We start from the raw sequence: 26,362 nt of genomic DNA, 5'->3' as shown, positions 1-26,362 counted from the left end.
CCGCAGCACTCGCGCGAGGAGAAAAATCGTGACCGCAACACCCGCGCTGAGCGCGAAAAAACCCGGAAACCGCGCGCTGGCGCGCTTCACCTCCAACCGTCTTGCGCTCTTTGGCGTGGTTGTCCTCGCCTTCTTTGTGCTGTTCTGCTTCCTCGGCCCGCTGTTCTATCAGACCGATCAGGTGCATACCAACCTCTCCGAGGCATCGCTTAAGCCCGGCGTGAACGGCCACCCGCTGGGCACCGACGACGTGGGCTATGACGTGCTCGGACGCCTCATGATCGCCGGCCAAACCTCGATCACCATCGGCCTTGCGGCGGGTGTGCTCGCGACCCTCGTGGGCTCCCTCTGGGGCGCCGTCGCCGGCTATGTTGGCGGCTGGGTGGACGCGGTCATGATGCGCATCGTGGACGCCGGTATCGCGATCCCCGCGACCTTCCTGCTGCTGATCATCTCCACGATCGCCCGGCCCAGCGTGCCGCTGATGATCCTGGTGATCGGCCTGGTGTCCTGGCTGGTTCCGGCCCGCCTCGTGCGCGCCGAGTCCATCTCGCTGAAATCCCGCGAATACGTGCTCGCGATTAAGGCCATGGGTGGCACCCACTCCCGCGCCGTGGTGCGACACATCATCCCCAACTCGGTGGGCACAATCATCGTGAACGCCACGTTCCAGGTGGCCGACGCCATCCTGCTTGTGGCCTATATCTCCTTCCTCGGCATGGGCGTGCAGAAGCCCGCGACCGACTGGGGTGCCATGCTCACCAGCGGCATCTCCTATACCTATTCCGGGGCATGGTGGCTTATCCTGCCCGCCGGATTCTGCATCGTGCTGGTGGTCGTGGCCTTTAACTGCATCGGCGACGGCCTCCGTGACTACTTCGACGTGAAGGGACGCCTCAAGTGAGCACCCCCAAGGAAGCTCAGGACCGCACACCCGTGCTGAGCATTAACGATCTCACCGTGGACTTCCACACCGATAACGGCGTGATTCCCGCCGTGAAGGGGCTTAGCCTCGACCTCTACCCGGGCGAGGTTTTGGCCCTGGTGGGCGAATCGGGCTCCGGAAAATCCGTCACCTCGATGGCGATCCTGCGCCTGCTGCCGGGCACCGCCCGCGTGGGCGGCAGCATCACCTTCGACGGGAAGGACCTGGCCACGCTGAGCGAGCACGAGATGAACGACGTGCGCGGTGGCGATATTTCGATGGTCTTCCAGGAGCCGATGACGGCCCTGAACCCCACGATGCGCATCGGCGATCAGCTCACGGAATCGCTCCTGAACCATAAGATCTGCCCCAAGGACGAGGCCTGGGATCGCGCCGTGGAGCTGCTGCGCCGCGTGGGTATCCCCGAGCCCGAGCGCCGCGCGCAGGGCTTCCCGCACGAGATGTCCGGCGGGCAGCGCCAGCGCGTGGTCATCGCGATCGCCCTCGCCTGCAACCCGCGCGTGATCATCGCCGATGAGCCCACGACCGCCCTGGATGTTACGGTGCAGGCCGAGATTCTTGACCTGATCCGCGAACTCGCGGCCGGCTCCTCCAATACCGCGTTCCTGCTGGTCACCCACAACATGGGCGTGGTCGCGGATGTTGCCGACCGCGTGGCCGTGATGTACCGCGGAGACCTCGTGGAGGAGGGCCCCGCGCGCGAAATCCTGCTGCACCCGCAGGCCGAGTATTCGCGCCGCCTGCTGGACGCCGTGCCGCGCCTGCCCGAGGCGGCGTGGAACGAGATCGCCGGTACCGAGATTCCCGCGGGCAGCGCCGTTCCCGGCGAGGCCGAGGCCCGCGCGGAGGCACAGGCGCTGCTGATCCGCGAACGCGAGGAGCCCGTGCCGGCCCCCGCGCAGCGCACTGAACTCGCGCTGGATATGCGCGATGCCACCGTGGAATATACCCGCAAACGCTCCACGTTTAAGGCGCTGGACGGCGTGAGCCTGAGCATCGCCACGGGCGAGATTCTGGGCCTGGTGGGCGAGAGCGGATCGGGCAAGTCCACGCTCGGCCGCGCCGCGCTGGGGCTTGCGCCGCTCGCCTCCGGCAGCGTGGAAATCTTTGGTCGGCCCGTGCGCGATCGCGCGCTGCTGAACCGGGCCGAGCGCGAGGCGCGCTCCCGCGTGGGCGTGATCTTCCAGGACCCGGGTTCCTCCCTGGACCCGCGCATGACCATCGCCCAGTGCATCGCCGAGCCGCTCGCGGTTCACGGCTGGCGCGGCAAGCGCGCGAGTGCGGCCCTGCGCCGCGAGCGCGTGGCCGAGCTGCTTGACGCCGTGGAACTCCCGCGCGATTTTGCCGATCGCTATCCGCATGAGCTCTCGGGTGGGCAGCGCCAGCGGGTGGGCCTGGCGCGCTCGATTGCGCTGGAGCCCGGCCTGATCATCGCCGATGAGCCCACAAGCGCCCTGGACGTATCGGTGCAGGCCAGTGTGCTCGCGGTGCTGCGCGAACTCCAGGAACGCTATGGCTTTGCGTGCCTGTTCATCAGCCACGACCTCGCCGTGGTGCACGATATTTCGCACCGCGTGGCCGTGATGCTGCAGGGGCAGATCGTGGAGACAGGCCTCGGAGACGAGGTGCTGGTGCGCCCGCAACACCCCTATAGCAAGAGGCTGCTGGCCTCGGCACCCTCGCCCGATCCGGTTGAGCAGGCGCGCCGCCGTGCCGCCCGCGGCGTGCTGAGCGGACAGACCGCGTGAGCGGATACCCCGAGGTGGTCGCCGGTGTGGACATCGGCGGCACCTCCACCTCCGTGGTGCTGATCGACGCGGCGGGCGAGGTGCTGGCCGAGGCCTCGGCCGCGACGCCCGCGGCCGAGAGCGGCCGCGCCATGATGAACCTCGCCGTGGGCCTCACGCGCGATCTGGCCGCCGACCGCGGGCTCACCGTGACCGCGGTGGGGATCGGTGCGGCGGGCGTGGTGGATCCGATCACGCGCACCGTGGTGGCCGCGAGCTCCACGTTCAGCGGCTGGGCCGGATTTGATGTGGGGGCCACCCTGGATCACGCATTCGGGGTGCCCAATGCCCTCGTGAACGACGTCAACGCGTTCCTCTTGGGCGAGGTGGCCCACGGCTCCGCGCGCGGGCTGAGCAATGTTGCGGGCATCACGCTGGGCACCGGCGTGGGCGGGGCCCTCTATCTGGATGACCGGCTCTGGGACGGCCCGCACGGCGCCGCCGGCGAGCTGGGTCATACCCCCGGTTTTGTGGTTCCCGGGTTCCCCGAGGAGCCGTGCACATGTGGCCAATACGGACACCTGGAATCGATCGCCTCGGGCAGGTCGATCGCGCGGCGCTATCGCGAACGCGGCGGAGCGGACCTGGGCGGTGCGGAGATTGCCGCGCGCTCGGATCACGATGCCGATGCGCGTGCGGTGCTGCACGAGGCCGGCCTCATGGTGGGCCAGGCGGCGGTCAGCCTCGCCGTGATGCTGGATATCACCCATCTCGTGGTGGGTGGCGGCGTGGCCGGAGCCTGGGCCCAGATCTCGGGCGGCATCGACGCCTATATTGCCGAGCATCCGCCCGTGACCGGCGGCGTGGTCAGCGTGACCCCGTCCCTGCTCGGTGGCCGCGCGGTGGCCGTGGGCGCGGCGGCACAGGCGCGCGCCCTCCTCGGCTAGCCCCGGCGCCATAAAACGGCCCCCGCCCGCCCCGCTCTGCGGGTGGGCGGGGGCCGTTTTGGGCGGGGCTAATGCTCCTTGCTGCCCGAGGCATCCAGCACGATATCCTCGTTGTCCAGCAGATGCTGCACCACCGAGAGCCGCGGCGAGCTGTAATTTCCCGTGGACCGTGCATCCAGCAGGGCGCTGCGCTGCACGTCGAGGATCTCGCGGCGCAGCGCGCGATACTCCTCCGCGGCGGTCATTCCGGCCTCGGCCGCGGGGGCCGTGGCGGCGTTGATCCACTTATTTTGCACGTGGGTTTGCTTGCGCACCCGCTCGATCACCTCGGGGTGATAGCGCTGACCATCGGGCCGGCGCAGATCGGGGTTATCCAGCGCGGCATCACTCACGCTGGTGATCTCCTCCAGGAGGCTGGTCAGCTCGCGCTTCTGCGCCTCCGCGGTGGGGCCGGAGACCCCGAGCGTGCGGATCAGCCATGGGAGCGTGCCGCCCTGCACCATGAGGGTCATAAACGCCACGGTGAACGCGATCAGCACCAGCTCGGCACGATGCGGGGTATCCAGCGGAAGCGATTGAGCGGCCGCGAGCGTGACCACACCGCGCATGCCCGACCAGGCGATTACGGCCCCACCGCGCCAGCTCAGGCCCTCGCGCGTGAGGAAGGAGATATCGGCGCTGCGGCGGTTAAGCATGCGCCGGGCCTTGGCCTTGCGCTTATCGTCCCAGCGCTCACCACTGACCTGCTCCAGCTTGCTGCGGACGCTGTCCAGCCGCGGCCCCATCGCCTCGGCCCGGCGGCCCTCGGAGCGCATCTTCGCGATCATCGGTGCCACAAAAACGATGCGCATCACGATGAGGACGCCCGTGACGATGAGCCCCACCACGATGGTCCAGACGGTGCCGGTATCACCCGCGCGGGAATCGGCGAGGAGCCCGTTAAGCTGCATTCCCATCACCAGGAACACGCCGTTTTCGAGGAGGAACTGCACGGTGCGCCAGTTCAGGCGCTCGCTCACCCGATCCTGCGCGCGGAAATATTTGGCCCCGCGATGGCCCGTGATCAGCCCGGCCACCACCACCGAGAGCACACCCGAGGCATGGATCTCCTCGGCGGGAATATAGGCCACAAACGGCACCGCAAAGGACAGCGCCGTGGTGAGGACGGAATCGCTGATCTTGGAGCGAATCCAGACCGTAAGATAGCCCACCACGATGCCCATCGCGATGGCGGCGAGGGCCGCATAGATAAAGTCGCCCGCGGCGCCCCAGAGCGAGACGGCACCCGCGGTGGCGGCCACCGCGGTGCGCAGGAGCACCAGGGCCGAGGCGTCGTTCACGAGGCTCTCACCCTCGAGTACCGTGACCAGCCGCGGCGGCAGGCCCAGCCGCTTGGCAATCGAGGTGGCGGCCACCGCATCGGTGGGGCTCACCACGGCACCCAGGGCGATGCCCAGCGCGAGGCCCAGGCCAGGGATCAACCAGGTGAGCAGCAGCCCGATCAGGACGGCAGTGATGATGACCTGGACAAACGAGAGCCAGCCGATCGCCCCCACATTGCGGCGGAAATCCAGCAGCGGGACGTTCACCGCGGAGGAGTACAGCAGCGGGGGCAGCACCACCACCAGGACCACCGAGGGGTCCACCTGGAAATGATCGGGCATCCAGGGGAGGAAGCTCATGCCCACCCCCACCAGGACCAGGATCAGCGGGGCGGCCACGCCGAGCCGCTTGGCAAAAACATTCACCAGGACCAGGATGAACACGCCAAAAACGAGGATGAGGGCAAATTCCATGGGTTTAGTTTAGGAGACCGCCGCCCGCGCGCGCGGAGTATTTTCACTCGCTGATGCCGCAGAAGCCTGGCAATATACACGGAAGCGGGCCCCGAACCAGGGGTTCGGGGCCCGCTTCACGGGAAGACACAACCGACTAGAGGGTCAGGGCGCGCTCCATGATGTCTGCCTGCTCGGCCGCGTGACGCTTGGCCGAACCCGTGGCGGGCGAGGCCGCCGCGGCCCGGGAGATCACGCGCACCGGGCGACCGCCGAGGTGCTTCGTGGCCTCCAGGGCGATAAACGGCCAGGCTCCCTGGTTTTCCGGCTCATCCTGAACCCAGACCAGTTCCGCATTGGGATACTCGGCGATAACCGATGCCAGCTCGTCCTTGGGCAGCGGGTAATACTGCTCAACCCGCACCAGGGCGATCTTCTCGTTGGGGTTCTTCGCGAGCTCCCCGGCCAGATCCCAGTGGATCTTGCCGGCGTGCAGCAGCACGCGGGTCACGGCCGACTTATCGGAGATCCGGGCATCATCCAGCACGGGCTCAAACTTGCCGGTGGTGAAATCGGCAATCTCGCTCGTGGCTCCGCGCAGACGCAGCATGGCCTTCGGGGTGAAGACGATCAGCGGGCGGCGGGGACGCGCATAGGCCTGACGGCGCAGCAGGTGGAAATACGAGGCCGGGGTGGACGGGCGCGCCACGGTCATGTTGTTTTCCGCCGCGAGCTGCAGGAAGCGTTCGATCCGGGCCGAGGAGTGGTCGGGACCCTGGCCCTCGTAGCCGTGCGGCAGCAGCAGCACAACGCTCGAACGCTGGCCCCACTTCTGCTCGGCCGAGGCGATGAACTCATCGATGATGGTCTGCGCGCCGTTGGTGAAGTCACCAAACTGCGCCTCCCACAGCACGAGTGCATCGGGACGCTCCACCGAATAGCCGTATTCGAAGCCCATGACCGCATACTCGCTCAGCAGCGAGTCGTAGATCCAGAACCGCGCCTGCGACTCGGATAGGTTCACGAGGGGCAGCCACTCCTGACCGTTTACGCGGTCGTGCAGGACGGCGTGACGCTGCACAAACGTACCGCGGCGGCTGTCCTGGCCGCTCATGCGCACCGGGGTGCCCTCAAGCAGCAGAGAACCGAGGGCGAGCAGCTCGCCAAAGCCCCAGTCGATATTGCCGTTGCGGCTCATATCGAGGCGCTTCTGCAGCAGCTGCTGCAGCTTCGGGTGCACCGTGAAGCCCTCGGGCTTGTTGTTAAAGGCGTCACCGATCTGCTGCACAACGGCCTCGGCCACACCCGTGGTCGCGGGCTCTCCCGTATAGCCGTCGTCGTCCTGCTCCGTGGCAGAGGGAAGAACGATGGTATTCGAGGAGGTCTGCGCGGCGTGCGTCTCCATGAAGGCCCGCTCGAGGCGCTCCTGGAAATCGCGGTGCGCGGCGTCGTACTCGTCCTGAGTGATATCGCCGCGACCAACCAGGGCCTCGGTATAGAGCTTGCGGACGCTGCGCTTGGCCTCGATGAGGTTATACATCAGCGGCTGGGTCATCGAGGGATCGTCACCCTCGTTATGACCGCGGCGGCGGTAGCAGATGAGGTCGATGACAACATCCTTATGGAACTTCTGACGGAACTCAAACGCGAGTTCGGCCACGCGCACCACGGCCTCGGGATCATCGCCGTTCACGTGCCAGATCGGCGCCTGAATGGTCTTGGCCACATCGGTGGAATAGGTGGAGGTGCGACCCTCACCCGGCGTGGTGGTGAAGCCCACCTGGTTATTAACCACCACGTGGATGGTGCCACCCGTGCGGTAACCGCGCAGCTGCGACATCTGCATGGTCTCGAGGACCACACCCTGTCCGGCCATCGCGGCGTCACCGTGCACGAGGATCGGCAACGTGGTGAACGTGCCGATGGGCTGGCGGTCCTGCTTGGCGCGGACGATACCCTCCAGGACGCCGTCCACGGCCTCCAGGTGCGAGGGGTTCGCGGCCAGATATACCGGCAGCTCCTCACCCTCGGCGCTGCGGAAGATGCCCTCGGTACCGAGGTGGTACTTTACGTCACCCGAGCCGGAGGAATTATCGTTGACCTTGCCCTCAAACTCGCGGAAGATCTGACCGTAGGTCTTTCCCGCGATATTGGTGAGCACGTTCAGGCGACCGCGGTGGGCCATACCGATGGCGGCGCCATCCAGGCCGGCACCGGCGGCACCCGCAAGAATGGCATCCAGCAGGGCGATGGTGGACTCGCCACCCTCCAGGCTGAAGCGCTTCTGCCCCACGTATTTGGTCTGCAGGAAGGTCTCGAAGGCCTCGGCCTCGTTGAGCTTGCCGAGGATACGCAGCTGCTCATCGCGGGTGGGCTTGGCATAGGGCCGCTCCACCTGCTCCTGCAGCCACTTACGCTCGGTGGGGTTCTGGATGTGCATATACTCCATGCCGATGGTACGGCAGTAGGAGTCGCGCAGCACGCCGAGGATATCGCGCAGCTTTGCGGTGGGGGTGCCACCGAGGCCGCCCGTGACAAACTCGCGGTCCAGGTCCCAGAAGGTGAGGCCGTGGCTTGCGATATCGAGGTCGGGGTGGCTGCGCTGCACGTATTCCAGCGGATCCACATCGGCCATGAGGTGGCCGCGTACGCGGAATGCGTTGATGAGCTCCTGCACACGAGACGTCTTATTGAGGTTATCGCTCACGTCCACGGAGATATCCGGTGCCCACTTGATGGGGTCATAGGGAATGCGCAGAGCGGCAAAAATATCGCTATAGAATTCGCGCTGGCCCAGCAGCAGCTCGTGCACACGCTTCAGGAACTCGCCCGAGCCGGCGCCCTGGATCACGCGGTGATCGTAGGTGCTGGTGAGGGTGATGGTCTTGCCGATGCCGAGATCGGTGAGCGTCTTCTGGCTCGCGCCCTGGAACTCGGCGGGATAGTCGAGTGCTCCGGCACCGATGATGCATCCCTGGCCCGACATCAGGCGCGGAACCGAGTGCACGGTTCCGATTCCGCCGGGGTTGGTCAGTGAGATGGTGGTACCCGCATAATCGGGCATTCCGAGCTTATTGGCCCGGCCCCGCTTGATGAGGTCCTCATAGGCAGCGAGGTATTCGCTGAACGTCATCGTATCGGCGGCCTTGATGGACGGAACCACGAGGGAACGCGTGCCATCGGGCTTGGGAACGTCGATCGCAATGCCGAGGTTCACATGGGCCGGGGCCACCACGCTGGGCTTGCCGTCTACCTCTGCGTAGAAGACATTCTGGGTGGGGGTTTCCTTGAGCGCCTGGATGAGCGCCCACCCGATGAGGTGGGTGAAGCTGACCTTGCCGCCGCGGGTGCGGGCGAGGTGGTTATTGATGACGATGCGGTTATCGATCATCAGCTTGGCCGGGATGGTGCGCACACTGGTGGCGGTGGGGACCGCTACCGAGGCATCCATGTTTTTGGCCAGGGTTTTTGCCATTCCGCGCAGCGGCGTGACAACATCCTCCGGCGCCTGTGCCGGCTCATCGGTTGCGGCGGGCTCGGCCTTCTTCGGCGCGAGCGGCGCATCCGCGGGGATGGGAGCGGGCGAGGGACCACGAGACGTGGTCTTCGCGACGGGTTGGGCCCCCAGCACCGGAATCGGGGCCGTGACCGGGTGGGCTTGGGCAGCCCCCGCCGGTTCGGCCGCGGTGGACTTCTGCTGGTGATAACTCTCCAGCGTGGGCCACCATGACTTATCTACCGAATTTTTATCGACAACGAACTTTTCATAAAGTTCATCGACGAGCCATTCGTTAGCTCCGAACTCTCCGGACGAACCGTCTTGGGCTCCGACTCCGGTCAACTGGCTTGACACCGCCAGACCACCACTCTCTCCGTGACTTGCGAATTCAGCATCGTTGATCGCGACACTGCACTTCTAACTAACTAGCCTAAACCTTTTTCCGGGTACGCGGGCAAGTCTGGCGCGGCCAGTTCGCGAATTATCCCGTGCATTCGCCCTCGGGATTGACTATGCTTGGGGGCACAATGGACGACCCTCCTCCTTCTTCTTCCCGGCCCGGCCATCAACATCGCCCGGCATCTGCTCCTACGGCCACGCCCGTGACCCCCCGAGGGGAGGCGATCCGGTGTCCGAATGGGTATTGCTGGGCATAGGTCTGCTTCTCACCGTGGGCACCGGTTTATTTGTGGCCTCCGAGTTTGCGCTCGTGAATCTTGATCGCTCCGAGCTTGAGGCGCGCCGCGATCGGGGCGAACCCAAGCTGGGTCGCACCATCGGTGCGCTAAAACACACCTCCACGCATCTCTCCAGCGCACAGCTGGGCATCACGCTCACCACGCTGCTGGCCGGTTATACGCTTGAGCCCGGTATCTCCCGGCTCCTCGCGGATCCGTTTATCTCCTGGGGGGTGGACCCCGCCGCGGTGGGGCCGCTGTGCTCGGTCCTGGCCATCGTGATCGCCACACTGATCTCGATGATCATCGGCGAGCTGGTGCCCAAAAACCTGGCGCTTGCGCTTCCCCTGGCCACGGCCCGGATCGTGATGCCGTTCCAGACCACGTTTACCTCAGTCTTTAAACCCGCTGTCAGTGTGCTTAACGGAAGTGCCAACGGCGTGTTGCGTTCGTTTGGCATCGAGCCCAAGGAGGAACTCTCCGGTGCGCGCACCGCCGAGGAGCTCTCGAGCCTCGTGCGCCGCTCCGCGGGCGCCGGCACGCTGGAAAAGGACACCGCGACCCTGCTGGATCGCACCCTGCAATTCTCCACGCACGATGCCTCCGATGTGATGACGCCGCGGCTGCGGGTGGTTGCCGTGGAGCGCACCGCCCCGGCACAGGCAGTGCTGGATCTCGCGCGCGAGACCGGCTTTTCCCGGTTCCCCGTGATCGACGAGGACATCGACGATATCGTGGGGCTGGTCCACATTAAGCAGGCCATCTCGGTGCCGCGCGAAAAACGCGCCGATGTGCCCGTCTCGGCCCTGCAATTTGAGGTGCTGCGTGTTCCCGAGACCATGCGCCTGGACACCCTGCTGGGGGAGCTGCGCGGGCGCGGCTTCCAGATGGCGATTGTGGTGGACGAATACGGCGGAACCGCGGGGGTGGCCACGCTGGAGGATCTGGTGGAGGAGATCGTCGGCGAGGTCTCCGATGAGCATGACCGCACCAGCGCCGGGGTTGTGCGCTCGATCGAGGGTGTGGTGTTCCCCGGCAGCCTGCGCCCCGATGAGCTCCTGGAACGCACCGGAATCCACGTGCCGGAGGACGGCCCCTATGAGACCGTGGCCGGTTTCCTGATCTCCGAACTGGGGCGCCTGCCCGAGGTGGGTGCCGAGGTGGCCGTGCCCGAGGGTACGTTCCGGGTGGAGCGCATGGACGGCCACCGGGTGGACCGCATCCGGTTCCGTTCCTCCGAGGCGATTGCCGCCGAATCACATCCCGCGGCCCCCGCCGAGCTGATGCCCGCCGAGGGCCTGCGCGATGCCGAAAATAGCCCCGCCACCGATACCGTCGCGATTCCCCCGGGTTCGCGCGGGCGGCCGCAGCGTAAACGCGGCGAGGGTTCTCGAACGGGGGAGAAGCGATGAGCGACTGGGCGGGAATAGCCTGGCTGGTGGTGCTGCTCCTGGGCAACGCTTTCTTTGTGGGTGCCGAGTTTGCCGTGATTTCAGCGCGGCGTTCGCAGATCGAGCCGCTCGCCGAGCAGGGCAAGCGCAGCGCGATCACCGCGCTCTGGGCGATGGAACACGCCACGCTGATGCTCGCCGCCTGCCAGCTGGGTATCACGGTGTGTTCGCTGCTGATCCTGAACGTCTCCGAGCCGGCGATTCACCACCTGCTGGGATACCCGCTGGCCCTCACCGGCTGGCCGGAACCGGTCATCGGCACCATCGCGTTTATCGTGACGCTGCTGCTGGTGTCCTATCTGCACGTGGTCTTTGGCGAGATGGTGCCGAAGAACCTGTCGTTCTCGGTTCCGGATCGCGCGGTGCTGATCCTCGCGCCGCCGCTGGTCTTTATCGCCCGCATCTTTAAGCCGGTGATCTGGACGCTTAATGCCACGGCCAATGCGATCCTGCGCGCGCTCAAGGTGGTGCCCAAGGACGAGGCCAACTCCACGTTCACGCTGGATGAGGTGGCCACCATCGTGAGCCAGTCCACGCGTGAGGGTGTGCTGATGGATGCCTCGGGCGCGCTCACCGCGGCCTTTGAGTTCACGGGCAAGAAGGTCGCCGATGTGGCGGTCTCGCTCACCGATCTGGTGACGCTGCCCGAGGGCGTGACGGCCTCGGGGCTGGAGCGCGCGGTGGCCAAGAAGGGCTATTCCCGCTATGTGATCGTGGATGCCGAGGGCACCCTGCTGGGCTATCTGCACCTGAAGGACGTGCTGCGCTTTGATACCGGAGGCGATGAGGACGGGCCCGAGGAGCCGATCCCGGGCAAACGCATTCGCCGCCTGGTCTCGATCACCGAGGATACCGATCTGGAGGATGCGCTCGCGATCATGCGTCGCTCGGGGTCTCACCTCGCGCGCGCGGTGGACGCCGAGGGGCATACCACCGGGGTGCTCTTCCTGGAGGACATTATCGAGGAGCTCGTGGGCGAGGTCCACGACGCGACCCAGCGTCAGAACGGCCGCTAGTCCGGGGTCGATCCCCGCGGCCATCCGTCGCCCGAGCGACGGATGGCCGCGGTTGTTAAATATTCGTAATTTCGGCGTAGAAAGCGATCCTCATGACCCGGTTATCTCCCCTCCCCGAGCCCCGCGTGGGCATCATCGGCACGGGCCATATGGCGCAGACCCATGCCGCGGCCTGGAACCGCATCGGGGTATCCCCGGTGGCCGTATTGGCCCGGAGCGAGAGGCCGGCCCCCGAGGGGCTCGAGCGCGCGCGGGTATTCACCGATACCGTGGCGTTTTTCGCGGCCGTGGATGTGGTGGATATCTGCACCCCCACCGATAGTCACGTGTCCTATGCGCTCGCGGCGGCCGATGCGGGGCTGCCAACGATGTGCGAAAAACCCCTCGCGCGTACCGCGGAGGAGGCCGCGGATGTGGTGCGGGTTTTTGCCACGCGCGGGGTGCCGTTTCAGGTGGGACAGGTGCTGCGTTTCCACTCGGCCTATGCCGCGGCGCGCGAGGCGGTGGCGCTGGGGCGGATCGGCGAGCCGATCCTGCTGCGGCTCACCCGGCTCTCCTCCTCACCGACGGGCACGCGTCCCTGGTTTGCCGATGCCGCCAAATCCGGGGGAGTGATCGCGGACCTGATGGTGCACGATATGGACTTTGCGCGCTGGGTCGCGGGCGAGGTGGAGAGCGTCTCGGCCACGGTCTCGGGGCGCTCGAGCGTGCATCCGGGCCTGGCGACCTCGGCGGTGGCCGTGCTGACCCATCGGAGCGGTGCGGTGAGCCGGATCGAGGGCTCCTGGGACGCGCCGTTCCCGGGGTTTGAATCCGGGTTTGACGTGATCGGTGATGCCGCCACGGTCTCCTTTGAGGCCTCGCGTCGCCCGCTCCCGGGGCTGTGCCGCGCGGGAAATGACCGGTATGAGCCGCTGATCGAGCGCGCCGATGACCGCCTGGCTCCGTTTGCCCGCGCGGCCGCACACTTCCTGGCTACGCTGCGCGATCCGGAGCTTCCAGGTCCGCTGCTCCCGGCGGATGCCGTGGCGGCGGTGCGCCTTACCGAGGCCGCGCAGCGTTCGGCCGCGGAGGGACGCCCGGTTCGCCCCTAACCGCGCTTGCCGGACCGGGACGGCGGGGCCCGGGACGTGGAGGCATAACTAATACCGGGAGGGGCTGGGGCTCGGGGAGGTGCGGGCGCGTTCCTCTCGGATGAGGCGAGATTGGTAATCGCTGATCAGGCCGGAGTTGCCGCGGAAGCAGCCGGTATCGGCGGCGATGGTGGTCAGCATGTCCTGTTTGAGGCGGTAGGTGGTCACCGTGATGTTCCAGCCGTTGGCGTCCCGGGCAATGATGGCGTGGTGGTTGGGGGCGAAGGACTGGGGTGTGACGGTATAGCCGAGTTGTGAAAAATAGGTGGTGAGTTGTTCCGCTCCGGCGATGGGGTCGGGGAGGGCCTCGCTGCGAATGCGATCTCCGCTGTATTTATAGGTTTCTCTGTTGCTGCCCGGGCAGCTATTGGCGAGTGGGTCGTCGTGTTTTTCCCAGGTGCCGCCGAGGAGGTTTTGGATGTCGTCGAGTTCGGCCCAGAATTTGCCGCGTTGTTCCATGGCATCGGCGATGACCTGTTCCGTGGGGCGGGTCTCTGCGGGGGTGGTGCAGCCGGTGGGCAGGGTGGTGGCCAGGGCGAGGGTGCCCAGAATGCGCAGGAGGGTCGTGTGGAGTCGCGGGGTGGTTTTGTGTGGTGGGCTCATGGGGCTCAGTATCGGGAGGGGCTGGGGCTGGGGGAGGTGCGGGCGCGTTCCTCGTCGATGAGGCGTGATTGGTAGCGTGCGATGAGGACGGTTTTGCCGCGGAAGCAGCCGGTGTCGGCGGCGATGGTGGTCTGCATTTTTTCTTCGACGAGGTCGGTGGTGACCGTGATACGCCAGCCGTTGGCGTCCCGGGCAATGATCGCGTGATGGTATTTATCAAAGGACTGTGGTGTGACTGTATAGCCGAGTTGTAAAAAATACGTGGTGAGTTGTTCCGCTCCGGCGACGGGGTCGGGCAGGGCTTCGCTGCGAATGCGATCTCCGCTGTATTTATAGGTTTCTCTGTTGCTGCCCGGGCAGCTATTGGCGAGTGGGTCGTCGTGTTTTTCCCACGTGCCGCCGAGGAGGTTTTGGATATCGTCGAGTTCGGCCCAGAATTTGCCGCGTTGTTCCATGGCATCGGCGATGACCTGTTCCGTGGGGCGTTCCGGGCCCGGGGGAGGCGTGACCCGGGCGCATCCCGGCGCAGCGGCGAGAAACACGAGGGCCAGCGGGAGGCCAATAAGCAGCCGCGCCATAGTGCCGGGAGCCGCGGTTCGCGGGTATCGAGACGCGCGCGAGGCTCGCCGCGCTGCCGGGCCGCGCCACTTCCGGAACCCGCTAGTCATATTCGGACTCCTCCATCGAGTCCAGGGCGTCTTCGGTATCTCCCGCGGTGAGCCGATCAAAGTGCCCCGTGGTGATGAGCCGCAGGTTCCACAGGGCCTCGGTATCAGCATCCAGATAGGCGCCCGTATAGTGCCCGTCTCCGGCCACCGCCGCCCCGTGATCGGTGGTGGGCAGGAGCACCTCCCCGGTGGGGAGGGTGGTGCCGTCCGAACCAAAGGCAACCGCACCAAATTGGGGGTCCTCCGGGTTTTCCCGGAGGCTCCCGAGGCGCCCCAGATCGGCGGTGAAATCGCCCCACGGCTCGGTCACAAATACCCGCTCATCGGGCACCCCAAAATCCTGTACGCTAAAGCCCTGCGGGACACCCGCGGAGCCGAGCAGCGTGACCGAGTCCAGGCCCACCCGATTATCCGGAAGCGCATAGGCAAGCAGGGTGGTGCCATAGGAGTGCGCAATCACGCTCAGGCGGATCCGATCGCTGGAGCGCGCGGCGGCGATGCCGCTCAGCAGGGAGTTCAACCGGGGCGCGCCGGCCCGGGCCGAGTGCGGGAGGAATACGGTGGCCAAATTGGGGGCGTTATACCCCAAAAACAGCACGCCCGCCTGATGTGGTTTACCCTTGATCAGGTTTTTTATGCCCTCCAGGTATCCCTCGGGCTCGGCCGTGGAGCTGGACATTCCGGGCACAAATACCGGGATTTCGCGCGCCGCATCCAGATCGCCCAGGGCGATCGAGGCCAGAGGCGGCCCCGCCTCCGAGGGATCGTAGGCGATCAGGGTGCGCGGCGGGTCATAATTATGGGCGAGATCGGTACCAAAGATCTCCCAGAGTGCATTCATATCGGACAGGCTGGCCCGCAGCTCGTTCCGCTGCCTGCCGAGCTTCTGATACTCCTCGCTCCCGGTAACGGCGTTTTCCCGCAGGGCCTCCACCGTGGCAAGCTGCTCCGTGAGGCGCTCATGCTCGCGTTCGAGCGCAAGCACATTGCCGCGATGGCGCACGGCAAAGGGAATGCCATTAAGATTTCCGATATAGAGCGGAACCTTATCGATGAGCCGCTCGACCAGCCGCCCGGAAAGCAACGGCCAAAATCGCGCGCGCTCCTCCTCGCCCAGGGAATCCAGATACTCCCGCACCTGATCGGGGGTGCAGCGTTCCAGCGCGGACGCGAGGGCAACCGGGGTCAGCGAGGCGGGGTCCACCCGCGCGATACTGCCCACCCGGGAGACCGCGGCCCAGTCCGCGGGCAGCGCCGCGCGGAGCCGGGCCGCGCACGTGTCCTCGGACTCGTGGCGGCGGGTGGCCAGGCGGGCGATCTCGCGATCGGCGGCGCAGTATTCCTCCCAGCCGTTTATCGCCGGGGCGGGCCCGGGGGTGGGGGTCGGCGGCAGATCCAGGTGTTCCCCAAAGGCCTGCGCCGCGCGCAGTGCTGCCCGATACTCATCCAGCGCGCCCTCCCGCAGATGCTGCTGGCGGTGTACCCGGTAGAAGATATCGTCCAGGTCATAGCCGAACTCGCGCAGGATCCGGGCGAGGTTTTCCGAGACCTCCACCCGCCGCGCGATTTCCGCTGCCTGCTCGGCGATCAGCACGCGCCAGTTCTCGGCGCCAGGGCCCGTCCACACGGTCTCGGAAAAGGCGATCGCGGCGTGCAGGGATTCGATGGGATAGGCGAGCTCCTCCGCCTCGTTCTTCAGCGCGAGGGCCGTGCGTTGTAAACCCTCCAGCTCGCCCACGCCGGGGTCGTCCTCCGGCCACATCATCCGCCGGCCTCCTCCACCGAATCCGCCACGTGCCGGTCCTGGGCCACATAATACTCAGCGGTCTCCCGGGCGCGGGCCCACAGGGTATTCAGCGTCTCCTCCTCGGTGGCGCCCTCGCGATGCCGCCAGACCAGGACCTCGTTCAGTGCCTCCATGACCGGATCGCTGCGGGTCGCATAGCCATCATCCAGGCGCGGGGCGGCGAGCATCGGCGGGAGCGCCCCGAGCCCGGAGAGGAGCCCACCAAACTCATCGGTGTTAATCCAGAATTCCATAAAATACCCCGTTCTCCGCGGCCCGCCGCGCGGACCGTGATTCACGTATTTATGGAGATAAACCTAGACACCTACCGCGGATTTTTCACGAAAAACTTTTGGGGATACCGCCAAAATCTCTCGCGGGATGAGAGGCCGTGCACCGTGTTTTGCGGCGGAAACTCGGGGGACCCGGCGGCGGGGCTGCCCGATCGACATGACGCGCGCTCCCGGGGTCGGGCTGTCCTTGTTTTTCCTGTCGATCCGGGTGGGAGCCGCCGATCCGGAACCCTCGTGCGTATAAAAGCGGGGAGTGCCGCCGCCACGTTTCCGTGGCGGCGGCACTCCCCGCCGGGGGACGCCGCCGGCCTAGGCCCGCGGGCTCCGCACGTTCCGCCTCCGCAGCAGGAACCCGATACCCAGGAGCGCGACACCGAGCGCTGCCAGGATTCCCAGCGGGCCGCCGTCCAGACCCGTCTGCCCGAGGGCGGGCGGGAGTGCCGTGCCCGGGGTGGGCCCGGGGGTTCCCGGGATGCCGGGGGTCGGCGAGGGATCGGGCGCGGTGAACGTATTGGTGACCGCGAGCCGGGCGATCTCACCGCGCTGCACATTATTTTTATCGATCATAAAGTGCACCGGATCGGCAGTCGGGTTGCTGGATTCGCCACCCGCGGTATTGCTCTCCCAGAGGTCACACTCGGCACCCGCGGGGATACCCTGCACGTTTCCGGTCCCCTCTCCGGTGAGGGTCAGCGCCCCCGAGAGTACCGTGCGCTTTTCCTTTTCATCGGTCAGGGTACACAGATATTCGAATTCGAACTCCAGCGCCGCTGTGTTTAATCCGGAGCCGTTATCCACGATTTTCTTGCTGAGCTCAAACGCGCCATAGGCCACACCGATGCCCACCTTCAGCGGTTCGCGAATCGGCACGATCTCCGGGTCGCCGCCCACGTCGATCGTGCGTGCGCTGCGGGCAAGCGAGTTCCAGGCAATCGTGGGTCCCGTGGCCTGCTTCTGCGCGATCTGTTCCGGAGCCGTCATCTCGAACGTGATCGGGAAGGATTCTCCGGGCTCCAGCAGATCATTGGCGGGGAAGTTCATCTCCGCCTGGAAGGCCGTGGCCGTGGTGCTAAACGCGGGTGACCAGGCATCGGCGCAGCGCTCGGGGGTGGCCAGATCCAGATCGTCCAGGCACAGGTCCTGGGTGCTGGCATAGCCGAGGGTATTACGCGAGCCCTCGTGGTGAATCTCGGGGGCCGCCACGAGGGTGGGTGCGTTATCCCACTCCGTGCCGCGGCCCGTGGAGATCACGCCGTCATCGCCGGGCGCGGGCAGGCGATCCACGATCACCACGGTCTCGGCGGGCTGTGTACCCGAGTTGATCACATTAATCAGGTAGCGATAATCGCTGCCGGGGTGGGTCAGCGCCACACAGGGCGTGGTGGTATAGGTGATGCCCTCCACGGTGAGCACGGGGCAGGAGGCATCCCCGGTGGGGATAAACGCCTTGCGCGAGTTGTGATACCAGCCGAGGTCTGCATCGCCCGCTACCCACTTGCGGGTATCAAAGGCGGACCCGGCCTCGGTGGTGACCACCGCCGTATCGGTGCAGTACAGGCCCTCGCCCACGGTTCCGGTCTGACCGGACTCCGGGCGCTCGCACACCAGGCGATCGTTATCGGTCGAGGTTGCGCCGAGGGTATTGGTGATCCGATCGCCCGCGTGCACACCCGGGGCCAGGCCCGCGGCGATCTCGATCACAAACTCGCCACCCGGCGGCAGGACCCAGTCGCCGGGGAACGTCCAGGTGGCGGCGCTCACGTGATCGCCGTCGCGCGTGAGGCTCAGCGCGGGCGTGGGCACCGCGGGGGTTCCCTCGGGCAGGACCTGATCCACGATGCGATAGGGAAGCACCACGCCGTCCACGCTATCGCCCACAAAACTCTCGTCGAGCACGAGCTGATCGGGCAATGCATCGGTCACCCGCAGCCGGGGAATATCGCCCGTCCCTGTATTGCGCACAAGCAGCTTAAAGACCTGGTTGCTGCCCGGCTTGAGATTGGTATCGGGGGTCTTCTGCACGTCCAGCGTGACCGAGCCCGGCACCAGCGCGAGCGAGGCGTTCACATCCGGAATCGGCTTGGGGGCGGGGGCCTCGCCGGATTCGCTGAGCGTGGTGAACGTGCCGTTCACGGTATTCACGAGCGTCTTCGGGATGGCCGTGCCGGGGGAGCTGCGCAGATCCCCGCGCGGGTGCACGGCGAAGGTGAGCTCGCCGCGGCAGGCCGCGCCGTCCTTACACGGGGTGAGTACCGTGCCGCCGTTTTCCCCCAGGGGATCGCCGCTGAACTCGCCGCGCACCCCGCGCACGCGGTCCGCGCTGATTCCCTCGGGCAGCGCCTGGGCGCCGGTTTTTACCCCGGGGACCGGATCGGTCCAGGAGCCGTCCTCCAGCAGATAGCTCAGCGCCACCCGATCGGAGCCGGCCGGATAGCGCAGCTTGGTGATCTGCACAAAGTCCACGGCATCAAAAAATGCCTCGGTCTCATCCTTGACCATGAGGTTCTTGGCGTTGAGGTTACCCAGGTTGGTCACCGTCAGGGTGACATTGGCGGTCTGCTCGGGGCGACCCGGCACATATTCGGGCAGCGTCTCGGGAGAGATCGACTTTTTCAGTGCGGCCGCGGAGGAACGCGCCCCCGTGCTGACCTCGGGGGCACAGCTGGGGTCCACGGCGGCGAGGTTGCCGGAGTCAAACTGGAAACAATTGGACAGGGTGGTACCCAGCGGCTTACCGGGACGCAGCTCAAAGCGCAGATCCACGGTGAGCGACTGGGCGGGGTTTAGATTGCCGTCGAGGCTTGCCCGGATCGCGATGGCCCGGCTGAGAACCGCGGGAGAACTCTCATAATCGCGCCAGGTCTGATCGGGCATCAGGATCTCCAGGTGCACTGCATCCTCGGTCTTGGGGCTGATGACCGTGGCATTTTGCAGCACGAGGTTTTCAAAGATGCTGGTATAGCGCGGGTCCGGAATATTGGGGGAGCCCGGGGTCATCGGCGGATCCGAGAGCACGGGGGTGGTCATCGGAATAGTGCCGTTATTGGTGATATTCAGGCGGTAGGTCACCGGCTGGCCATCCACCACGACCGTCTGATTGGCGGTTTTTTTGCCGTTATATTCGGTGAACGGTTCGCTCACGGTGAGGTCCACGCAGACATCGCCGGCCACGCTGCCCGCACCGTTATCGGGATTGGCCACGCCGCTCACGGCCGCGCAATTGGTCACGCCCGGATCGGTGCCACCCGGCAGGTTTTCCGCGGTGAGCCGATCGCCCGGAATGATGCCGTGCACGTCCAGCCCCGCGACCGCATCCGGCGCGATGCTCGGATTTCCCTCGGCATCCACCCCGGTATAGGTGACCGAAATCTTCACGGGGCGCTCGCCCTCGGGCAGCTCCACGCTGCCATTTTTGCTGAACGGATACTCCCGCACCACGCCGCCGGGATACTCAACCTTGACCACGGCCGCGGTGGCACCCGCGGGGAAACGCACCCGCACATCGGTCACGGTGAGCTTATCGAAGTCGCCACCCGGGGTGGCCGGCTCGGTGATGGTCAGCTCGGACAGCGGGAAGGGCGCGGTGTTCTTGGCGTCGATCACCGCGCTAACGCCCGAGTCCACACCCACCACGGCATATTCGCCGGCATCGGCCGAAAAATTGCCGTTGCTATCCGGGAAATACTGCTTGGAGGGTTCCAGGGTGACGCTATTGGGATATACCGAGTGCACCACGCACGCGGGATCGCGCTGGATCACGCCGAGCTCGGCCTCATGTGCCTCGGGCACGGCACAGTTATTTACCGGCTGGCGCTGATCGGAGGCGATGGGCGTGCCGTTTGTGCGATGGGTATCGCGCAGCACCACGTCGAAGGATACGGCTCCGCCCGTGGGATCCACGGGCAGGACCTCGCCCGCGGAGTTGCTGAAGTCCACGGCCACGCCGATGATATCGGCGGCGGTGGCCGGCGGCGGGATGGTGAGGGCGCCGGTGTTGGACACGGCCGCGCCGGAGATCCAGCCGGTGGCGGTTTTTACGCGCAGCACCGCGCGATCGGCGCCCGCGGGGAAGGAATCGAGCGTGATCGAGGAGACATCAAAAAAATCGAAGGTCTCGGCCGAGTCATCGCTCACGCTCAGCCGGTCCACCTCGGCCGTGGCGGAGGAGGAGTTTTTTACGCCGAGTGTGATTGTGCTGGGATCATCGTGTCCGATAAACGAACCGGTGGGGGACCAGGACTTGGTGGCCTGCGGGAGCGCGATGCGCTCAACCTGCACGGTGACCGGGTTGGTATCGGTATCGGTCGAGCCATCGGCCGTGATCACCGCGGTGTTATCAAAGGATTCACCATCGGCCAGGGTGGTATCGGAGGGGATGCCCACCTGCACGGTGATGGTCTCATCGCTGCCCGCGGGAAGCCCGATGCCCTCGGGATTATTGGTGGGCGTGAGGAATTTCACGCGCAGCTCTCGGGTGTCCTCGTTATAGGTCACGGTATAGGCGGTGGTGCTCGCGGGCACCTGCTCCAGCGTGACCCACTCGGGCAGCACATCCACGATCTCGGCGTTGAGGCAGTCCACCTCGATGCCCGAGCAACCTGCCTTCAGCACATAGGAGAATTTTCCGCCCGGGGCCGCGGGCTGACCCTTGAGGGTATTGCTCTTTTCAATCGTGACACCCTGCGTGGGTTCGGCGGCGTTGACCGCGGGACCCCCCAGGACCAGTGCCCCCGCCGCGAGGAGTGCCACGGCCGCCCGAAAACTTTTTCTCATAGTGTTGATATTCCCCAGATCACGACAATTTCGACTCCGGGAAACGCCTGAGTGCCACCGGATACTTTTAATTTAGGGGTAATCCCGCGGGGAATACAGAATTGCCCCCGAAATATGACTAAAAATCCCGTTCAGGGGTCATATTGCGGGGGCACTGTGCCCCGAAATGGGGCTGGTAGGGGCGCTCTAGTTAGTGGCCATAGGCCCGCTCATAGGGCCCGGGAATAAGGCCCTCGGACCGGCCCAGCGTGGTGGCGGCCTCAAGCGCAAAATGCGGATTACGCAGGGCCTCCCGGCCGATCAACACCACATCGGCATCGCCCGAGGCAACGATCTCCTGGGCCTGCTCGGCCGTGGTGATCAGCCCCACCGCTCCCACCGGAACCGATACCTCGGCGCCAATATGCGCGGCGAGGGGCACCTGATAGCCCGGGCCCACCGGGATCCGGGCGCCGGGGATCAGCCCACCCGAGGAGATGTCGTAGAAGTCGGCGCCCGCCTCAACCGCGAGCCCCGCCACCGTGGCGATATCCTCGACGCTCAGGCCGCCCTCGGTCCAATCGGTTGCGGAGAAACGCACCAGAATGGGCACCTCACCCACGCGCGTGCGCACCTCGCGGATCACCGTGAGGAGCAGGCGCGCGCGGTTTTCCAGGCTGCCACCGAAGCTATCCCGGCGCAGGTTTGACAGCGGGGACAGGAACTGGTGCAACAGATAGCCGTGGGCCGCGTGGATTTCCAGGAGCTCAAATCCGGCATCCACCGCGCGCCGCGCGGCCGACGCAAAATCGCGGGCCACCCCGGCGATATCGGTCAGCGTCATCTCGCGCGGGACGGCATAACCCTCGAAGGCCACCGCCGAGGGTGCGAGGGTCTCCCAGCCGCCCTCGGCGGCGGGAACCGAGCCGGAACCCGCACCCTCGCCCCAGGGGGCGCGCGTGGAGGCCTTGCGGCCGGCATGCGCGAGCTGAATGCCCGGGGTGGCGCCGTGCGCGGAGAGGAACGCGGTGATCGGGGCCCAGGCCGCGGCCTGCTGATCGTTCCAGATGCCGGTATCCCGCGGCGAGATCCGGCCCTCGGGGCTCACCGCGGTGGCCTCCACGATGACCGCCCCCGCGCCGCCCAGCGCAAACTGGCCCAGGTGCACGGCATGCCAGGCGGTGGGTACGCCGTCCCGGCGCTCCACGGCGTACTGGCACATGGGGGAGATCCACACGCGGTTGCGCACGGTCACCGAGCGCAGGGTCAGGGGATCAAAGAGGTGGGTCATGGAGGCGGGGAGCCCTTCGGATCGGGATTAGTGTGTGGCGGAAGCGAGGTCGGAGAGGAAGGCACGCAGGCCCTCGGCCCCGGTGAAGACGTGGCCGGTGATCCCGAGGGAACGTGCCGCCTCGATATTCTCCGGCCTGTTATCAATGAACACCATGCGCTCCGCGGTAATTCCCAGCGCGGCGAGCGTGTACTCGTAGATATCGGCATGGGGCTTCACGAGGCCAATCTCCCCGCTCACGATGAACTCATCAAAATGATCGGCGAGCGGGCCAAAGCGGAAATATCCGCCAAAATCTGCCCCGGCATTGGAGAGCAGTGCCAGGCGCGTGCCTCCCGCGGTGAGATCCTCGATGATGCGAAATACCTCGGGGTTAATCGATAGCCAGCTGCGGTAATCGCTGATCCAGATCTCCTGAATCAGCGCGCGATCAAACTCGCGCCCGGATTCCCGGGCGATTTTCTGCCAGTACTCCTCGATGCTCAGGGTGCCGCAGTCGAGGGCCTCGCGATGACGCCAATAGGCGGGCCAAAACTCCGCGGCGGGAATGCCGGTGAGGGCGCGGGTATGCTCGGCCTCCGCCGGAATCTGCTCGCGGGAGATGACATCGCCGTAATCAAAAACCACGGTGCGGGGGTGCAGTGACAGGGAAGACAATTTTTGGGTCCTTTCCGGAAAACGGATGACGCAGGTTTCCCCAGAATCTAACGGTTCCACCTGCAAACCGGCCGTAGCCGTGCCGAGACGGGACACAACGGCACGGGATTCTTGGGGTGTGTCTCCTAGGATGAGACAGTGACTAGCCGAAACGCCCCCTATTGGGCCATCTTTGCCATCGTTCATCTCTGGACAATCTGGCTCTCCCTGAACGCAACCGGCTATCCCCTGGGGGACGTCACCGCCGTGTATCAGCCCTGGGCGGCCACCGCCCTGCAGGGCGGCGCGATCATGGGGATCACCCAGCCCTGGGTCTATCCGATCGCCGCGCTGCTGCCGATGCTGCCGCCGATGCTCCTGGGCGTCGCGGGCTATCCGCTGGGCTGGCTCCTGCTGGTCACGGTGCTGAACGCGGTGGCCTTCGCGTTCCTGATCGGCGAGAACCCCAATCAGGCGCGCCGCCGCGCGGGCCTGTGGTGGATGGCCTTCACCGTGGTGCTCGGTCCGATCGTTTTTGGCCGGGTGGATTCGATCACCGTGCCGATGGCGATCGTGGGGCTGCTCTTGCTGATGCGGCATCCGCGGGCGGCCACCATCGTGCTGAGCATCGCCACCTGGATGAAGATTTGGCCCGCCGCAATCATCGGTGGCGCGCTGCTTCTGCTGCGCGAACGCCTCCAGATTTTTTGGGTGGGGCTCGCGACCAGCGCCGCGATCGTGGTGCTGGCCATCGCGATCGGTGGCTTCCCAAACGTGTTTTCCTTTATCACCGAGCAGACCGGCCGCGGCATCCAGATCGAGGCCCCCGTGGCCGTGCCCTATCTCTGGCTCGCGGCGCTGGGCGGACCGGCCGAGGTTTATTATGACCGCGGCATCCTGACCTATCAGGTGCTGGGCTCGGGGGTGGACGTGCTCTCCGCCGTGATGACGCCGCTGCTTGTGGTCACCGTGGCGCTGATCGCGTTCCTCGCCCTGCGTGCCCGCCGCTTTGGCACACCCGTGCTGCGCATCCTGCCCGAGCTGGTGCTGGCGCTGGTCCTCGCGATGATCGTGATGAATAAGGTGGGTTCGCCGCAGTTTATGGTGTGGCTGATCGCGCCGGTGGTTTATGGGCTTGTGGTCTCCGGTCGGCGTTTTATGTTCCCGGCGATAGCCTCGCTGGTGCTCGCGGCGCTGACCCACCTGTTTTATCCGTATAACTACGGTTACGTCATCGGCGTCGAGACCTGGGCAGTCCTGGTGCTGACGCTGCGCAATATCGGTTCGATCGTGCTGCTGGTCTGGGCGATCCGCGAGCTCTGGCGCGCGGGAGCGGCCGAGCGGGCGGCCGTGCCGGGGCTCTGGGCCACGCTGCTGGGCCCGGACGAGCCGGCGGCGCCCGCAACGCGCGCCCCCGCCGCGACCGTTGCCGAGGCGCCCGTGGTCTGGGACGAGGAGATCCTGAACACGGTGCAGGAGAATGTGCGCGAGGAGCTTGAAGCCCAGAGTGCCGGGCGTGGGCTGGGGCTGGATCCCGCCACGACGGCGGCGCTCGCCGCCTCGGTCACCGCAAATCTGCGACATAGTTTTGAGATTCGCTGGGCCCCGCGCTGGACCCGGACGCCCCCGGCTGCCGCGGCCCCGCCGGAAGATTCCCCCGTCCCCGCCTCCAGCCGAGCCGCGGGGCCGCTGACCAACCCCGTTCACCTCACCACCGAAGAAAAGGGAAACCCCTCATGATCGTTGCATTCTCCGTTGCACCCTCCGGAACCGGCCGCGAGGACGGCTCCGTCCACGATGCCGTGGCCGCGGCCGTGAAGATCGTCCGCGACTCGGGCCTGCCCAACCGCACCGATTCGATGTTCACCACGATCGAGGGTGACTGGGATGAGGTCATGGCCGTGGTCAAGGCCGCGACAGAGGCCGTGGGGGCCTTTGGCTCGCGGGTCTCGCTGGTGTTAAAGGCGGATATCCGCCCCGGGTTCAGCGGTGAGATGACCGGCAAGCTGGACCGGCTCGAGCGCGCACTCGGCGACGCCTAGCCGCGCGGACGCCGCCGGGCGCTAGCGCGCGCCGGCGGCCCCGATATCCCGGGCCAGCGCCAGGACCGCAGCGGTAAATCCCGCGGGGTCCTCCTGCGGCGGGTTATGCCCGGCCCCGGGCAGCACCACGGTGCTAAAGGCCCCCGAGAAATGTGCGGCGTGTTCCGAGGAATCAAACCAACCGAACCCGTCCGCGCCGCTGTCTAGCGATACCGTGGGGGCGGCAATGGTGGGTGCCCCGGCGAGAATGCGCTCCAGCTCGGCATAGCGCGGATCGCCCTCGGCCAGGCCGCAGCGGTGCCGATAGGAGTGCACCACCACGTCCACAAAATCGGGGTTATGCAGGCTCGGTGCGGAGGCGGCAAACGCGGCCTCGGCGCCGGCCCACTCGGGCGACCACTCGCGCCAGAGCATCCCGCACAGGTCCTCGCGATAGCGTTCCAGGCCGCGCCGGCCGCGCTCGGAGTGGAAATAATACTGATACCAGGACAGCTTTTCCTCGGCGGGGGAATCCGGTTCCACCGAGCCGGCGATGTCCTGGATCGGATAGCCGGCGGCGGTGATCAGCCCGCTCACCCGCTCCGGAAACAGGGCCGCGGCCACACTCGCGGCGCGGCCGCCCCAGTCATAACCCGCGAGGATCGCGCGGTTGATCCCCAGCGCATCCAGGAGGTCAATCACATCGCGGCCCAGCGCCGCCTGCTGTCCCGAGCGTGGGGTCTCCCCGGAGAGGAAGCGCGTAGGCCCGTAGCCGCGCAGATAGGGGGCGATCACCCGGAAGCCCTCGCGGGCCAGCCGCGGGGCCACCTCGTCATAGGAGCGCACGTCATAGGGAAATCCGTGCAGCAGAATAATGGGCGTGCCGTCCGCCTCGCCCAGGCTCTCATAGCCGATGCGTAGCACGGGGGTATCCACGTAGGTGATCTCGCTGATGGGCATTCCGTGTTCCCTCGCTCTCCGGCGCGGCCCCGGTTTTGGGCCACCCTCCCTAGATTAGGCCCCGCGGGGCGGCCGCGACCGCGGGCGGCGGGCGCCCCGCCGATAGGGCGCGGTTGGGCTGCCCGGAGTGTGGATCGGCCCGCGCGCGGGATCCGCGCAAACAGGGGGATCGAATCGATTT

General features: G+C 66.3%; 18 protein-coding genes. 8 read left to right on the top strand and 10 right to left on the bottom strand.

Features of this window, described 5'->3' with window-relative positions; all coding sequences use genetic code 11:
- Window positions 1–28: 28 nt before the first annotated feature.
- Genes KXZ72_RS06415 through KXZ72_RS06405 form a run of 3 tightly spaced genes read left to right on the top strand, consistent with a single transcriptional unit; the run spans window position 29 to window position 3,620 of the window.
- Window positions 29–904: an ABC transporter permease gene (locus KXZ72_RS06415; RefSeq protein WP_226083094.1), complete on the top strand. Its 876-nt coding sequence runs from the start codon at window positions 29–31 to the stop codon at window positions 902–904.
- Window positions 901–2,694 (top strand): ABC transporter ATP-binding protein, encoded by a 1,794-nt coding sequence (locus KXZ72_RS06410; RefSeq protein WP_226083093.1) that lies wholly within the window; start codon window positions 901–903, stop codon window positions 2,692–2,694. The genes KXZ72_RS06415 and KXZ72_RS06410 overlap by 4 nt, the downstream gene beginning before the upstream one ends.
- Window positions 2,691–3,620 (top strand): ROK family protein, encoded by a 930-nt coding sequence (locus KXZ72_RS06405; RefSeq protein WP_226083090.1) that lies wholly within the window; start codon window positions 2,691–2,693, stop codon window positions 3,618–3,620. Before KXZ72_RS06410 ends, KXZ72_RS06405 begins: the two co-directional genes overlap by 4 nt.
- A 68-nt stretch (window positions 3,621–3,688) precedes the next feature.
- Here the strand turns inward: KXZ72_RS06405 and KXZ72_RS06400 are convergent, their stop codons facing one another.
- Window positions 3,689–5,416: a cation:proton antiporter gene (locus KXZ72_RS06400; protein ID WP_226083089.1), complete on the bottom strand. Its 1,728-nt coding sequence runs from the start codon at window positions 5,414–5,416 to the stop codon at window positions 3,689–3,691.
- 136 nt (window positions 5,417–5,552) lie between these two features.
- Window positions 5,553–9,248 (bottom strand): multifunctional oxoglutarate decarboxylase/oxoglutarate dehydrogenase thiamine pyrophosphate-binding subunit/dihydrolipoyllysine-residue succinyltransferase subunit, encoded by a 3,696-nt coding sequence (locus KXZ72_RS06395; RefSeq protein ID WP_226083088.1) that lies wholly within the window; start codon window positions 9,246–9,248, stop codon window positions 5,553–5,555.
- A gap of 274 nt (window positions 9,249–9,522) precedes the next feature.
- On the opposite strand from KXZ72_RS06395, the gene KXZ72_RS06390 reads away from it, so the two are divergent.
- From KXZ72_RS06390 to KXZ72_RS06380, 3 genes are all read left to right on the top strand, one after another.
- Complete coding sequence (locus tag KXZ72_RS06390; protein ID WP_226083087.1) at window positions 9,523–10,983, top strand: hemolysin family protein; 1,461 nt, start codon at window positions 9,523–9,525, stop codon at window positions 10,981–10,983.
- Window positions 10,980–12,038, top strand: coding sequence for a hemolysin family protein (locus KXZ72_RS06385; RefSeq protein ID WP_226083086.1), 1,059 nt, complete (start codon window positions 10,980–10,982; stop codon window positions 12,036–12,038). Before KXZ72_RS06390 ends, KXZ72_RS06385 begins: the two co-directional genes overlap by 4 nt.
- 92 nt (window positions 12,039–12,130) lie before the next feature.
- A complete protein-coding gene (locus KXZ72_RS06380) occupies window positions 12,131–13,132 on the top strand; it encodes a Gfo/Idh/MocA family protein (RefSeq protein WP_226083085.1) in 1,002 nt (333 codons plus the stop codon).
- Window positions 13,133–13,180: 48 nt separating this feature from the next.
- Here KXZ72_RS06380 and KXZ72_RS06375 read toward each other — a convergent pair whose 3' ends face one another.
- The 7 genes from KXZ72_RS06375 to KXZ72_RS06345 all read right to left on the bottom strand — a co-directional run bounded on the left by KXZ72_RS06375 (window position 13,181) and on the right by KXZ72_RS06345 (window position 23,221).
- Window positions 13,181–13,774 carry a hypothetical protein gene (locus tag KXZ72_RS06375; RefSeq protein ID WP_226083084.1) on the bottom strand — a complete coding sequence of 198 codons (594 nt, stop codon included), beginning with the start codon at window positions 13,772–13,774 and terminating at the stop codon, window positions 13,181–13,183.
- A 5-nt stretch (window positions 13,775–13,779) separates the two neighbouring features.
- On the bottom strand, window positions 13,780–14,352 hold the full coding sequence (locus KXZ72_RS06370) for a hypothetical protein (protein ID WP_226083083.1): 573 nt from the start codon (window positions 14,350–14,352) through the stop codon (window positions 13,780–13,782).
- 82 nt (window positions 14,353–14,434) lie between these two features.
- Complete coding sequence (locus KXZ72_RS06365) at window positions 14,435–16,207, bottom strand: alpha/beta hydrolase (RefSeq protein ID WP_226083082.1); 1,773 nt, start codon at window positions 16,205–16,207, stop codon at window positions 14,435–14,437.
- On the bottom strand, window positions 16,204–16,482 hold the full coding sequence (locus KXZ72_RS06360; RefSeq protein WP_226083080.1) for a hypothetical protein: 279 nt from the start codon (window positions 16,480–16,482) through the stop codon (window positions 16,204–16,206). The genes KXZ72_RS06365 and KXZ72_RS06360 overlap by 4 nt, the downstream gene beginning before the upstream one ends.
- Window positions 16,483–16,830: 348 nt before the next feature.
- Window positions 16,831–21,294: a DUF5979 domain-containing protein gene (locus KXZ72_RS06355; protein WP_226083078.1), complete on the bottom strand. Its 4,464-nt coding sequence runs from the start codon at window positions 21,292–21,294 to the stop codon at window positions 16,831–16,833.
- Window positions 21,295–21,484: 190 nt separating this feature from the next.
- Window positions 21,485–22,564, bottom strand: coding sequence for an NADH:flavin oxidoreductase/NADH oxidase (locus tag KXZ72_RS06350; protein WP_226083076.1), 1,080 nt, complete (start codon window positions 22,562–22,564; stop codon window positions 21,485–21,487).
- Window positions 22,565–22,591: 27 nt separating this feature from the next.
- Window positions 22,592–23,221 carry an HAD family hydrolase gene (locus KXZ72_RS06345; protein WP_226083074.1) on the bottom strand — a complete coding sequence of 210 codons (630 nt, stop codon included), beginning with the start codon at window positions 23,219–23,221 and terminating at the stop codon, window positions 22,592–22,594.
- Between the two features lie 138 nt (window positions 23,222–23,359).
- Here KXZ72_RS06345 and KXZ72_RS06340 point away from each other — a divergent pair, with 138 nt between their 5' ends.
- Window positions 23,360–24,940, top strand: coding sequence for a glycosyltransferase 87 family protein (locus KXZ72_RS06340; protein ID WP_226083073.1), 1,581 nt, complete (start codon window positions 23,360–23,362; stop codon window positions 24,938–24,940).
- On the top strand, window positions 24,937–25,242 hold the full coding sequence (locus KXZ72_RS06335) for a thiamine-binding protein (protein WP_226083072.1): 306 nt from the start codon (window positions 24,937–24,939) through the stop codon (window positions 25,240–25,242). The genes KXZ72_RS06340 and KXZ72_RS06335 overlap by 4 nt, the downstream gene beginning before the upstream one ends.
- 21 nt (window positions 25,243–25,263) lie before the next feature.
- Here the strand turns inward: KXZ72_RS06335 and KXZ72_RS06330 are convergent, their stop codons facing one another.
- Complete coding sequence (locus KXZ72_RS06330) at window positions 25,264–26,181, bottom strand: alpha/beta fold hydrolase (RefSeq protein ID WP_226083071.1); 918 nt, start codon at window positions 26,179–26,181, stop codon at window positions 25,264–25,266.
- Window positions 26,182–26,362 lie beyond the last annotated feature (181 nt).

The sequence above is a fragment of the Mycetocola spongiae genome, assembly GCF_020424085.1.
Taxonomy (GTDB): Bacteria; Actinomycetota; Actinomycetes; order Actinomycetales; family Microbacteriaceae; genus Mycetocola; species Mycetocola spongiae.
Note: the sequence above shows the minus strand (reverse complement) of the source record. Positions and strands in the feature narration are given on the sequence as shown.